Origin of the sequence: Candidatus Oleimmundimicrobium sp. (genome assembly GCF_030651595.1) — a bacterium.
In the GTDB taxonomy this organism is placed as follows: Bacteria; Actinomycetota; Aquicultoria; order UBA3085; family Oleimmundimicrobiaceae; genus JAUSCH01.
Window position 1 is genome coordinate 1 of the sequence record NZ_JAUSCH010000057.1, and the last position, 13,229, is coordinate 13,229.

The 13,229-nt window shown below is 39.0% G+C and carries 14 protein-coding genes; 3 read left to right on the forward strand and 11 right to left on the reverse strand.

The annotated features are described in order from the left end of the window. Positions 1-151: 151 nt before the first annotated feature. The 3 genes from Q7U95_RS03745 to Q7U95_RS03755 all read left to right on the forward strand — a co-directional run bounded on the left by Q7U95_RS03745 (position 152) and on the right by Q7U95_RS03755 (position 2,235). Positions 152-436 (forward strand): hypothetical protein, encoded by a 285-nt coding sequence (locus tag Q7U95_RS03745; protein ID WP_308751965.1) that lies wholly within the window; start codon positions 152-154, stop codon positions 434-436. Further along, a complete protein-coding gene (locus Q7U95_RS03750) occupies positions 429-1,400 on the forward strand; it encodes a hypothetical protein (protein ID WP_308751967.1) in 972 nt (323 codons plus the stop codon). The genes Q7U95_RS03745 and Q7U95_RS03750 overlap by 8 nt, the downstream gene beginning before the upstream one ends. A gap of 289 nt (positions 1,401-1,689) precedes the next feature. Further along, a complete protein-coding gene (locus Q7U95_RS03755; RefSeq protein ID WP_308751969.1) occupies positions 1,690-2,235 on the forward strand; it encodes an O-acetyl-ADP-ribose deacetylase in 546 nt (181 codons plus the stop codon). Here Q7U95_RS03755 and Q7U95_RS03760 read toward each other — a convergent pair. The 11 genes from Q7U95_RS03760 to lnt form a co-directional block, all read right to left on the reverse strand. Beyond that, on the reverse strand, positions 2,232-2,573 hold the full coding sequence (locus tag Q7U95_RS03760; protein WP_308751971.1) for a hypothetical protein: 342 nt from the start codon (positions 2,571-2,573) through the stop codon (positions 2,232-2,234). The genes Q7U95_RS03755 and Q7U95_RS03760 overlap by 4 nt on opposite strands. A 115-nt stretch (positions 2,574-2,688) precedes the next feature. After that, on the reverse strand, positions 2,689-3,201 hold the full coding sequence (locus tag Q7U95_RS03765; RefSeq protein ID WP_308751973.1) for a CarD family transcriptional regulator: 513 nt from the start codon (positions 3,199-3,201) through the stop codon (positions 2,689-2,691). Between the two features lie 198 nt (positions 3,202-3,399). Beyond that, entirely contained in the window at positions 3,400-4,446 is a 1,047-nt protein-coding gene (locus Q7U95_RS03770) for a DNA recombination protein RmuC (RefSeq protein ID WP_308751975.1), read from the reverse strand. 113 nt (positions 4,447-4,559) lie between these two features. Then, on the reverse strand, positions 4,560-5,036 hold the full coding sequence (locus Q7U95_RS03775; RefSeq protein ID WP_308751977.1) for a ribonuclease H-like domain-containing protein: 477 nt from the start codon (positions 5,034-5,036) through the stop codon (positions 4,560-4,562). Positions 5,037-5,232: 196 nt separating this feature from the next. After that, positions 5,233-6,003 (reverse strand): 3-deoxy-7-phosphoheptulonate synthase, encoded by a 771-nt coding sequence (gene aroF / locus Q7U95_RS03780; protein WP_308751979.1) that lies wholly within the window; start codon positions 6,001-6,003, stop codon positions 5,233-5,235. Further along, positions 6,004-6,273 carry a chorismate mutase gene (locus Q7U95_RS03785; RefSeq protein WP_308751981.1) on the reverse strand — a complete coding sequence of 90 codons (270 nt, stop codon included), beginning with the start codon at positions 6,271-6,273 and terminating at the stop codon, positions 6,004-6,006. A 91-nt stretch (positions 6,274-6,364) separates the two neighbouring features. Continuing rightward, positions 6,365-7,915 (reverse strand): glutamine-hydrolyzing GMP synthase, encoded by a 1,551-nt coding sequence (gene guaA, locus Q7U95_RS03790; protein ID WP_308751982.1) that lies wholly within the window; start codon positions 7,913-7,915, stop codon positions 6,365-6,367. Positions 7,916-8,147: 232 nt separating this feature from the next. Then, positions 8,148-9,305 (reverse strand): GuaB3 family IMP dehydrogenase-related protein, encoded by a 1,158-nt coding sequence (locus tag Q7U95_RS03795; RefSeq protein WP_308751984.1) that lies wholly within the window; start codon positions 9,303-9,305, stop codon positions 8,148-8,150. Between the two features lie 258 nt (positions 9,306-9,563). Next, positions 9,564-11,192, reverse strand: a complete 1,629-nt coding sequence (gene groL, locus Q7U95_RS03800) for a chaperonin GroEL (RefSeq protein ID WP_308751986.1) — start codon at positions 11,190-11,192, stop codon at positions 9,564-9,566. Between the two features lie 24 nt (positions 11,193-11,216). After that, the gene (gene groES, locus Q7U95_RS03805) at positions 11,217-11,507 is read right to left on the reverse strand and encodes a co-chaperone GroES (RefSeq protein WP_308751988.1); all 291 of its coding nucleotides are present in this window, start codon (positions 11,505-11,507) and stop codon (positions 11,217-11,219) included. A gap of 108 nt (positions 11,508-11,615) precedes the next feature. After that, positions 11,616-13,154 carry an apolipoprotein N-acyltransferase gene (lnt, locus tag Q7U95_RS03810; protein WP_308751990.1) on the reverse strand — a complete coding sequence of 513 codons (1,539 nt, stop codon included), beginning with the start codon at positions 13,152-13,154 and terminating at the stop codon, positions 11,616-11,618. Between the last annotated feature and the right edge of the window lie 75 nt (positions 13,155-13,229).

A 13,229-nucleotide genomic window follows, 5' to 3' on the forward strand; every position in this document is an offset into this window, starting at 1 on the left:
TCATTATTTTTTTGCTTTTTAGAACCCGGTGAGTTATTTATGGGCGACCCTCCTACGGCAGGCAAGCCGGGTAAACCAGTGATTTATAGCACCAACTTGCAACCCCCCCTTTCTTTCTGCAACCCCATGAAAAATCGAGTAGAATCAAGATATGGAAGATTATAAAAAGATTCAAAGGATAAAAAAACAAAATGAACCACGTCTGATGAAACACTCGCATGTTGTGGGAATCGGTATTGGAAAGAAGAAAGTTAAAAGCGAAGTCCTGCACCAGGAAACCTATATTAGATGCATAAACATCTATGTCACAAAAAAGCTTCCCGAAGAGAAACTTTCTAAAGATGAAATAATCCCCAAAGAAATTGAAGGCATACCGACGCGCGTTATCGAAGTAGGAGAAGTTAAAACCTATCAAGACAAGGAGAGAAATGAATAATCCAAAACTTTCCCCCATTGAAAAAATAATAAGAAGCGCGGAACCAGAAATCGGAACAAAAAACATCGTCGGTGTCGGTTTTGGCCCAAAAATTGTCGAAGGAAAAATAACAAAAGAAAAATCCTTAAGATACTATGTTGAGAAGAAACTTCCCGTTGATGAGCTCCTAAAGAAAGATATCATTCCAAAAACCTTATCCGTATCCACATTTGGATTAAGAAAATTCAAACAAAAAAAGAAGATTGTAACGGATGTAATCGAAATTGGGAAAATTGAAGCTCTTGCCTATCCCTCCATGGCTTACCGGGAAAAAATTAGGCCCGCGCCGGGCGGAGTAAGCATAGCTCATAAAAAAGTAGGAGCGGGAACACTTGGCGTCGTCGTAAGGGATAAAAAAACAGGCAAAAAACTAATTTTAAGTAATAACCACGTTCTGGCAAACGAAAACAGGGCCAAAAAGGGCAACCCGATAATTCAACCGGGCATATTGGACGGTGGCCACAAAAGAAAAGATGTCATAGCAAAATTACTAAGGTGGGTTAAGATTGATTTTTATAATCCAAACACCGTGGACGCGGCGTTGGCGGAGCCCTTGAGCGAAGATTTGGTGGAGGAAACAATCCTCGACATCGGAAAAGTAGGCGGAGTTACCAAAGCAAGGGTTGGTATGATAGTTCAAAAGACCGGGCGCACAACGGGCCACACATACGGGGAAGTTTTAGATACTAAAGCATCCATACGAATACATTATGACAAAGGTGTGCCGCTTTTTAGAAATCAAATTCTTACAACTTTCATGTCCCAACCAGGCGATTCCGGTTCTTTGGTCTTAACAAGGGATAAAAAAGCATGCGGTCTGCTCTTTGCCGGCTCCGATATCGTCTCAATTCACAATCACATCGCAGAAGTTCTTAAGCAATTGGATGTTGAGATATTTATTGATTATGAAGATGAAAATATCTAAAACTTTGTGGTTAAAATAGATACGAGATTGCCACGCCGTGCCTACCGGCAGGCAGGTCGCTTACGCTCCTCGCAATGGCAGAAAGCGGAAGCTCAAGCGCAGCTCCTGTGCCAGGCAATGACGTTTTTCTTCTTTTGTCATCACGAGTGAACGAAGTGAGCGTGGTGATCTCGAAGCTCCTGGTAAACAGAGATTGCTTCGTCCTGATAAACATCGGGACTCGCAATGACAGGAAATGGGAGCTCGCAATGACAGCAGGCAACCAATAACTTCATTATAAGGAACCAAGATGAACATAAAAGTAAATAAAACTACCCTTTCTTTAATCCAAGGAGATATAACCAAACAAGATACCGAGGCCATAGTAAATGCCGCAAACAGTTCTCTTATTGGTGGCGGTGGCGTGGACGGCGCAATTCACAAAATCGGCGGACCCAAAATTCTCAAAGAATGCAAAGAGATAATCAAGAAAATCGGACGACTTCCTACAGGTGAGGCAGTTATAACAACCGGAGGGAGCCTCCTTGCCAAATACGTGATTCACACTGTAGGTCCCATTTGGAGAGGTAGAAAAAACCGAGAGCCGGAGCTTTTGAAAGATGCCTACACAAATAGTTTAAAACTTGCCATGAAAAAAGAGATTAAAACCATCGCTTTCCCGTCAATCAGCACAGGGGCTTACAGGTATCCACTCAAAGAAGCAGCAAAAATCGCCTTAAAAACAGTAGTAGATTTCTTAAAAGAAAACAACAAATTTGATGAGGTGAAATTCGTTCTCTTTACCGAAGAAACTTATCTTGTATACAAGGAAACTTTAAATCTAATTAAAGGTTAGGCTGTCTTTTTCGCAAAACCTCCAAGAATTTTCCCGGCTCCTAAAATCAATACAGCAATCGCAACCAGAATCGCCACATCAACAACCGCGGGAATTTCAATACCTTCTTCCACTTCATGTTCATCTTCTCCATGCTCGATTGTTTCATGCTCTGCCTCTTCTGCCTCATGCTCTATTACAATATGTTCCTCTTCGTGTTCCGCTTCTTCATGGACTTTTTCTCCATGCTCCACGGCTAAAACAAGATTACTATTAAGCGATGTGATTGAAAAAATAGCCAGTAACGCGACTAATAAAACCAATACGGACAACCCTTTATTAGATAGCCTTCCTGACATCATTTCCTCCCAAACGCTTTATTTAAATTCCATTAATAAAATTTTTCAAATCCTTTTTCTTTTCTTGTTTATTTTTAAATCGAGCTAAAATTTATACTTAAAAGAGCATTGAATTTTAGGATTTCTTTTTCTTGGCAAATCCTTCTTCCCAGGAGTCAATAAGAAGTTTTTTTGCTTTTGTCTCACTTGTTTGTTTAGTATTCATTATTAAACTACTCAATATACAAAGCCCTCTTTTTAACAAATCATCCTCAACCCTGCTCAATTTACTACTTTCTTTTTTGTATAACAGATCACAAACCCCTTCGACCACATCAAAAACCGATGAACTCCCTACCATATCCAGATAATAAGAACGAGCAAAAGCGCCTTCTTCCTCTTTGGATTTTGGCTTACTTGCTTTTTCTTTAAGAACGTTTAAAACCTCTTTGATTTCTTTTTTTGACAAAACACTTCTTAATCCTAATTCATCCGCCTTCTCAAATGGCACCATTATCTTCATATTTTCATCTGAAAATAATAATACATAATATTTCTTTTTCTCATCATTAAATTTCTTGGTTGTTACATCCTCAATAATTCCAATTCCATGATATGGATAAAAAACTTTCTCTCCCTTTTTATGCATAATTTTTCCCCTAACTAACGGTTTTTTTTAATCTCATCATTTGTTAATAATAACGCAAAATCGACCTTAATCCACGAAAAAAAATGCTTAATACCGTTTAGCTGGCAAAATAACACATGCGTTTAATCCCGGCTCTATGTTAAGCAGCAATAAGCAAAATTTAAAAAGGAATTAAAAAGCATCGAAATTAACAGCCACTCAATCATTCTCAATTTCATCCGAAGTTTTGCCGACGTTTAAAAGCTTGTCACCCAAACGCTCAAGCTTTCTTTCAGACTCTTCATATTTATTTTTTGCATTTGAGATGTGTCTTCCAACAACCTCAAAATCGTCTCTAAAACGAGTAAGATCTCCTTGCAATCGCCCCAAATAATTCATTACCTTTTTAGCATTTTTCTCAATCGAAAGACCCTTTAACCCCATGACTATAACCTGCAAATAAGCAAGAAACGTGTTGGGTGATACAGGAATTACCCTTTTTCCGACAGCGTAATCACAAATGTTCTCCTCGGAATTATCACCTGACACTATGACCTCATAATAAACATTTTCAGCCGGGATATACATGAAAGCAAAATCTGAAGTTCCTTCATCCGGAAGAATATACTTCTGAGCAATGGCATCTACATGTTTTTTTACATCACGGGCAAAACTTTTCCGGTTAATTTTACGTTCCTCCTCCGTTTGGCTTTCAATTAAACGTCTAAAATTTTCAAGAGGAAATTTTGAATCGACCGGCACTAACATCTTGCCGATATAAACAATGGCATCAACCTTTTCGCCACTTCGAAAACTATATCCCATCTGAAAATATTTTTTTGGAAGAACTTGAGACAATAATTCTTCTAAGAACATCTCACCCATCATCCCACGCAACTTGGGCGCTTGCAAAATATCCTGAAGTTTTGAGATGTCTTTTCCCACATCAATCATCTGGTCAGTAGCTTTAGAAAGTTCACCTAAGCCCTTTTGAACATCGCCTACAACCCTGGTTGCTCCTTGAAGCCGTTCTCCTAAGGTTTTATTTGAATCAGCCATAAGCTTGCTGATGCTTTCAAGTCGCTCATCCATACGCTTATTACCTTCACTTAAACTATCGCGTACCTGTTTTTGAAGTTCTAAAATTTGTTGCTGTAAAAGAGGAATTGACGTCCCTTCTTGTTTAGACCTAAAGACAAGCCCAAAAAACCCAATACAAAACAAGATGGCTATAAAAACGAGCAAAGCAACGAAATATGTCTCCACTTAATTGCCTCCATGTATTTTTATTACCAATAACCTCATTATACCTGGCGAAACAGCATACAGCAAACAAATGTTCTCACGAGGAAGCTAAAACAGTAATCTCTTATAAAAAATCAATCTTCAACCTTTTTTGCTTTCAATAGTTCTTCAAGAATACAAAGATTTAACACATCTTCTTCATTATATTTTAAAAGCACTTCAAGCGCTTTTCTATCACTACGCGTTTCATATTTAGACCAAAGTTTAACTGCATCATAACCATTCATATCAGGTAAATCTCTGTGAATTCCAAGCTTTTTTTCCACTTTCTTTAAACCACCATACAAATTATGTTCCCAACAATCGTACATTAAATCAAGCGACTTAAAACAGCCCATCAAATCCAATCCCAGATGTTTATAAATAACAGGGAGGTCGAAACGGTCGCCATTGTAAGTAACAATTGCTTCAGCATCATTTAAAAAATCAAGTATTTCTTGGGAAGTAATGTTTGGTAAAACAAGCTGCTTTAAATCTTTGCTGGGTCGATACATACCAACAACAGTTATTCTCCCATCAGAGGATGTTTCAATATCCAGATATGCCTTCAAATTCTGCCCCTAAACTTCACTTAAACTTTTTTAATTTTATATCTTTTTAAATAGTTATTTAATCTTTAAAGCTTTTGTTCCATATAAATCACAATAAATTTATTGCCTTTTTGATTAAATGCTTAAGATAATGTTTTAGTAAATTTCTTTGGGAAATTAACCTTGTCTAAACAAAGTTAGATTAAATTTAACTGTATTAACCTATATCTTTCCCAAGAGCTTTAGCCACGGGCCGAATTTCCTTAATTAGTTGCTCAAGCTCGATAGGAGTTAGTGATTGGGCTCCATCACATAAAGCTTTTTTAGGGTTTGGATGCACCTCAACCATTATTCCATCAGCCCCCGCCGCAACAGCGGCTCTGCTCATTGGGATAACCATATCCGCGTGACCCGTCGAATGACTGGTATCAACTACTATTGGATGAGTACTTAATTTTTTAACCACCGGAACAGCATTTAAATCAAGTGTAAATCGCGTGGCAGTTTCAAAGGTTCTTATCCCACGCTCACACAAAACAACATTTGGATTTCCCGCCGAAGTAATATACTCGGCTGCAAGCAGCCACTCTTCAATTTTGGCTGAAAACCCTCTTTTAAGTAGAACTGTCTTTTTATTTAAGGCCGTTATCTTGCCAAGTTTTTTAAGAAGCGAGTAATTATCCATGTTTCGTGCCCCAACTTGAAGAACATCAACATATTTTGCAACAAGTTCGGCAAGTTCAGAGTCGGTAACCTCAGTTATAGTCGTGAGCCCAAAGCGCTTTCCGGCTTCAGAAAGATACTTTAATCCTTCTTCTCCAAGGCCTTGAAAACTATAAGGAGATGAGCGTGGTTTATAAGCCCCACCTCTTAAATATTTTATACCGGCCTCTTTTACCGCTTTAGCCACTTCAAGTAGCTGTTCCTTGCTTTCAATTGCACAAGGACCAGCTATTACAACAACTTTTTTTGAGTTAAAAGCATCCATTTATTTCTCCAAATCTTTCATACAATGCAGAATTACCTCGTATATTTCATGGATTGCATCATCATAAAGAGGGCCTGAGTTACAGGCCGAAATCTTCTCAAATATCTCTTCCTCCCGACGAGGATCATAAACGGGAAAAGCTCCTTCGGCTTTCAATTTTTTTACCTTTAAAACTATTTTTGTCCTCTCATTTAAAATTTTTACCAGGTTCTCGTCTATTTTATCAATTTCTTCCCGAAGCTTTTCCAGCTCCTTTTCAATTTCCGTCATAAAACCCCCTTGTAGTCGGTAGTCGGTAGTCGTTAAGGAATCTCCAATTTGTTCTTGATTCCTAACTACTTACTACTGACTTTCCACTTATCTATTCCCACTCAATTGTACTCGGTGGTTTTGAGCTAATATCATATGCGACCCGATTTACCCCTGAAACTTCATTTATTATTCGATTGGATAATCTCTCTAAGACATCATAAGGCAATCTTGCCCAATCCGCTGTCATAGCATCTTCAGATGTAACCGCCCTAATAATTATTGGATAAGAATAAGTTCTTTCATCTCCCATAACACCAACACTTTTAACACATGCCAAAACCGCAAACGACTGCCAGAGACTCCGATAAAGATTTGCTCTTTTTGTCTCTTCCGTTACTATGGCATCGGCTTGTCTTAAAATTTCCAGCCGTTCAGATGTAACCTCCCCAATTATTCTTATGGCCAGTCCCGGGCCGGGGAATGGTTGTCGCCAAACAATCTCTTCAGATAAACCAAGCTCCTCGCCCATCGCCCTAACTTCATCTTTAAAAAGCAATCTAAGAGGCTCAATAAGTTTAAAGTCCATTTTCAACGGCAACCCACCCACATTGTGATGGGTTTTTATCTTAGCAGCATCCCTGGTTCCGCTCTCAATTACATCGGGATATAAAGTTCCTTGAACTAAAAAATTTACATCTTTAAGTTCATGGGCAAATTCTTCAAAAACCCTAATAAACTCCTCACCAATAACAACTCTTTTCTTTTCGGGGTCAGTAATCCCCTTAAGTTTTTTTAAGAAACGCTCTCGGGCATCTATTTGAACCAGGTTAATCTTAAAATTTCTTCTGAAAGTTTCTTCTACCTGCTCGGCCTCCCCTTTTCGAAGTAGACCATGATTAACAAAGACACAAGTAAGTTGGTCCCCGACGGCCTTGTGAACCAAAACTGCCGCAACCGCGGAATCAACGCCACCACTTAACCCACAAATTATCTTATTTTTGCCCACCTTTTCTTTAATATCCTTAATGGACCTCTCAATAATGGAAACCATTGTCCAAGATGGATTACATTGACAAGCAATATAAAGAAAGTTCTTTAAGATATCGAGGCCAAAAGGAGTGTGAGCCACTTCAGGGTGAAATTGAACACCATAAATGTTTTTCTCCACATTCTCCATGGCGGCCACCTTGGTTGATTCAGTGCTTGCAACAAGCTCAAACCCGGTTGGCATAGTTTTTACTGAATCACGATGGCTCATCCAAACACTTTGCTCAAGGGGAATTTCTTTAAAAAGTAGTGTATCTTCTTTGGCAAAAAGTTTAGTCTTCCCGTATTCGCTCTTTCCTGTTTTAGCAACTTCTCCACCCAACATCTTTGCCATAAGCTGCATCCCATAACAAATACCAAGAATGGGAATTCCAAGCTCAAATATCTTTTTGTTGTATAACGGAGAACCCGGAACATGGACACTGGCAGGGCCACCTGAAAGTATAAGGCCAACGGGATTAATTTTTTTTATTTCATCAACTGAAATATCATAAGGAACAATTTCAGAATAAACTTTACATTCCCTGACACGCCTGGCAATTAGCCGGCTATATTGAGCCCCAAAGTCCAGCACCAGCACCTTTTGTATGTTTTTGCCTTGATTCCCGCCCATCACAATCACCTTGCCTCTTAGTTGTTAAATAACAAAAGTTTAAAAAATAAAAATGAGAACTAACAGCTTTTATCTGCCAGCCCTTTACCCTCACCAAATAACCCGGCCTTATCGTCAGACCAGTATCTGGTGGCCTCAATAGCCGATAAGCTCTTAACCTGTATATCTTAACCTATATACTGTACAGTTTAGCTCTATGCTCTATCTGTCATCAGCCATCTGCCATCAGCTTCTAACCCATCCCAACGCCCTGAGTTCGTTGAAGAAGTTTCCCCTCAGTTTTAAAAGAGGGAGCAATCATTACTTCTGCTTGTTGAAAATCCTTTATATTTTTATATCCGCAGGTAGCCATTGATGTTCTAAGCGCTCCAAATAAATTCAAAGTTCCGTCATTTTCGTAAGCGGGACCAAGAAGTATTTCCTTTAAACTTCCGGCAGTACCGGTATAAACTCTGGTTCCACGAGGAAGATCGGGATGAAATGTTGCCATTCCCCAATGATAACCTCGGCCGGGTGCCTTTTTTGCGCGCGCTAAGGGTGAACCGATCATTACCATGTCAGCCCCGCAAGCAATTGCCTTCGCAATATCTCCACCCGTTCTCATCCCCCCATCAGCTATCACTTTGACATACTTTCCGGTTTCATCTAAATAATGTGTTCTCGCAGCTGCAGCATCAGCAATTGCTGTAGCCTGCGGCACCCCAACTCCTAACACTTGACGAGTAGTACAAGCAGCACCTGGACCAACTCCTACGAGAATCCCCACCGCGCCAGTTCTCATTAAGTGAAGCGCTGCAGAGTAAGAACAACAACCGCCGACAATAACGGGAATGGAAACTGACTTAATAAACTTGTTTAAATCTAAAGGCTCACTGGTACTGCTCACGTGTTCCGCGCTTACCACCGTTCCCTGAATAACCAATATATCTAAGCCTGCGTCCAACACGATTTTGTAATACTTCATTACGCTCTGAGGCGTAAGTGAAGCAGCAGCGATAACTCCGCCCTTCTTTATCTCTTTAATTCTTTCATCTATCAACTCAGGTTTTATGGGTTCTTTATATATCTCTTGCATTTTATGAGTTGCTTCTTCTTTAGAAAATTTTGCAATCTCATCAAGAATAGTGGAAGGATTTTCATATTTTGTCTGAATTCCCTCAAGGTTTATTACAGCTAAACCACCTAGTTTACCCATTTCAATGGCAAGTTTAGGATTAACTACACCGTCCATTGCTGAAGCCATAACCGGTAGATTAAATTTAAAATCACCTATTTTAGTACTAATGTTTATATCTTGGGGGTCTCTTGTTCTCCTACTTGGAACTATTGCGACATCATCGAAACCATAAGCTCTTCTTCCAAATTTACCTTTTCCGATTTCAACTTCCATACAATTGCCTCCTAAAATAAATTAAAATTTTTAAAAAATAACCCAGACTCGCTCAGCTTGATAGCTAAGCTAAGTTCTGGGTTTGTTTCATTCTTAAAAATTCCTTCCCATAAAGTTCTAAAATTAATTAATCTTACCCTTCTCTAAAAAAACTGTCAAGAATAAGAAGGCAACAAACATAAAGTTAGATAAAAGAAAATCCCTTATTAAAATAAGGGATTTTCTTTTATCTTTTTACTAAATTAATTAGAGAAGAGCTTACATCATGCCCGACATGCCTCCGCCTGGCATAGATGGCATCCCTGCCCCTTTTTCTTCAGGTTTTTCCGCTACTGCAGCTTCCGTAGTTAAGAACATGGCAGCAACACTCGCCGCATTTTGAACAGCCGACCTCGTTACTTTCGCCGGGTCGATTATTCCTTCCTCAACCATATCAACATATTCAAAGGTAGCAGCATTTAGCCCTTTACCTTTTTTAAGAGTCTTTACTTTTTCTACAACGACAGAACCTTCAAGCCCAGCATTATTCGCAATTTGCCGTAATGGCTCCTCCAAAGCACGCTCGACTATTTCAATACCGGTTTTCTCATCACCAATGGCATCAACTTTATCTATCGCGGAAATACAATTAACCAACACGACCCCACCGCCAGGAACAATTCCTTCTTCGATAGCAGCTCGCGTTGCAGAAAGCGCATCTTCTATGCGATGCTTTTTCTCTTTAAGCTCAACTTCAGTGGCTGCTCCTACTTTAACAACAGCAACACCTCCGCTCAACTTCGCCAGTCTCTCCTGGAGCTTTTCTTTATCAAATTCTGAATCACTTTGCTCAATTTCAACCTTAATTTGATTGATACGGCCCTTGATAGATTCTATGCTTCCTTGGCCACCAACGATAGTTGTGTTTTCTTTGGTAACTTTTACTCTATGCGCTTTACCCAACATATCAAGAGTCACATTCTCAAGCTTCATGCCAAGTTCTTCGGTAACAACCTGACCACCTGTAATAATCGCGATATCTTGAAGCATTGCTTTCCGACGGTCACCAAAACCAGGTGCCTTTACCGCAACGCCTGTAAATGTCCCACGCAATTTGTTAACTACAAGAGTAGCTAAAGCTTCCCCTTCAACATCCTCCGCAACTATCAAGAGAGGTTTGCTTGTCTGCATAATCTTTTCCAAAATAGGCAAAAGATCATGAACAGCCCCTGTCTTTTGATTGGCAATAAGAATGTATGGGTCATCAAGAACAGCTTCCATTCTTTCAGTATCAGTCACCATGTAAGGAGATAGATAACCTTTATCAAATTGCATACCTTCAACAACGTCAATGTCTATCCCAAAAGTTTGAGATTCCTCAACGGTGATGACACCATCTTTGCCAACTTTTCCCATTGCCTCAGCAATCTTCGCACCAATCTCTTCGTCAGCAGCAGAAATTGCCGCAACTTCAGCAATCTTTTTAGGATCATCGGCAATTGAACGGCTCATCTTTTTAATTTCCTCTACCGTCATTTGAACTGCCTTTTCAATTCCCTTCTTTAAAATCATTGGATTTGCTCCGGCAGTTACGTTTTTCAAACCTTCGGTTATCATCTTTTGAGCAAGCAACGTAGCAGTTGTCGTCCCATCACCCGCAACATCATTTGTCTTTGTTGCAACCTCCTTAACTAACTGAGCTCCCATATTTTCGTATGGATCTTCTAATTCTATTTCTCTGGCAATTGTTACACCATCGTTTGTGATAGTTGGAGCACCAAATTTTTTCTCAAGCACAACATTGCGTCCTCTTGGTCCAAGAGTTACTTTAACTGTATTAGCAAGAGTATCAGCCCCAGCCTGCATTTTTCGTCTAGCTTCTTCATTAAATTTTATTTCCTTTGCCATTTAGCTCTTTCGCCTCCTTTAAAATTATTTTTTTACGATAGCTAAAATATCGCTTTCTCTTAATATGAGATATTCTTTGCCTTCTACTTTAGTTTCTGTCCCACCGTACTTTGAATAAAGGACTTTGTCGCCCTTTTTTACTTCAAGAGGAATTTTTTTGCCACTCTCGTCTCGATTTCCGCTGCCTACGGCAACAATCTCACCCTCTTGAGGTTTTTCCTTGGCGGTATCTGGAATAACTATTCCGCTTTTGGTTTTCTCCTCGCCTTTATCAGGCTTCACAACCACACGATCTCCTAAAGGCTGTAAATTCATAATCAACCCCCCTATCAATAATATTTATAATTTTTAGCACTCTTACAAGTAGAGTGCTAATTTAATTAACAAAAATATATTACAACAACAAAATTGTAAAATCAACTATCAATAAGCTCGGTTTTTAGAATAAATAATAAAGAGGAAACAACCAAAAGAAATTAAAATGCAACAGTAGGAAAAGAGATTGCCAAATCTTCTATAAAAACTCTTCCCTTCTTTTAACGTAACTTCGTCTAACAAATATCTTCTTTCAAAGAGAGCCGTTTCTGACAATACTCGTCCTCTTGAATCTATAACCGCAGATATGCCGGTGTTTGCCGCTTGAACCACAAAGAAATCATTTTCAACTGCCCGCAGCACCGCCATGGATAGATGCTGCTCCGCTGCTGCTGTTCTTTTAAACCAACCATCGTTTGTTATAACCACAAGCATCTCCGCTCCTTTTGAAGCTAAACGATGAACAAGAAGAGAATCGGCTGATTCAAAGCAGATAACTGTCGAAAACTTTCCTCTATCAGTCTCAAATACCGCCAATTTATCACCGGCTGACATATCCTCGGTAACAGCAGCAACGGCTTTAATATTAGAAAAAAGCGGTCTTAGGGGAACATATTCTCCAAATGGAACTAAATGTAATTTATCATAATGACCCAATTTTTCACCTTCGGGAGAAAAGATAAAAACGGAATTAAAATAACAACCCTTTTCTTCACGAAGTCCTCCCACTATAAGATAACTGTTTGTTTCTTTAGCAAGACTTTTAATCTCTTTTAGGTACTCTTTTTCCCTCATCAAATAGGCCGGAGTCGCTGTTTCGGGCCAAATTATAAATTGTGGCTTCTTTTCAGCCGCCTTCCGGGCTAACTTAAGATGAATGTTAAAAATATCTTCTTTTTTCATTGGTTCCCATTTTATTTCCTGCGGAATACTCGGCTGTAAAATTGCGATTTTAGTTGTATTTTCATTTTTTTGAGAGCCCAATAAATTAAAATACCCGATCCCTGTCAGCAAAAAAACTCCAATCAATACCACAATTATATTTTTCGAAAAAACCTTAACAGAATTTTTTAAAGACCAGCTTGGGCAAAAAGCAGATATATAACTTTCGGCAATAAACTCGTTAACAAAAACCAGAAGAAACGATATTCCAAAAACTCCGGCCCATCTTGCAATTTGAATGACAGGAAGAAAATTATGCTGGCTATAGCCGAGAACCCCCCACGAAAAACCCCAGGGGCCAATTGAACGAATAAATTCTATGGAGACCCAAAGAGCAGGAATAAAAATTAATCTAAGCGGTTTTTTAAAATAACTGTGGATAAGTTTTGCTCCCAATCCAAAAAGCAAAATGAAAATGGCTTGGCATAAAATTAGACTAAAGCCCGCAAGTAATCCAAAAATGAATAGCCAGTAAAGGAGGCCTCCGAAAAAAACTATTCCTGCCATCAAGCTACAAAACAAGGCGCCTTTGAAAGAAGAATGATAAATGGCAAAAAGTAATGGAGCTAAAGCAAACCAAGCCACAAAAAACCAGTTAAACCTGGGGAAAGCCAAAACCAACAAACATCCCGACATTGCCGCTAAAAATAAATTAATAATTCCCAATTTGTTTTTCGTGATTTTTTGAGTATCCATTAATGACATAAATTTTATCGCCTTTTAAACTAGATATCCAAATGTGCTTTTAAAAAATCTTTTCCATAGGGACACAACTTCATA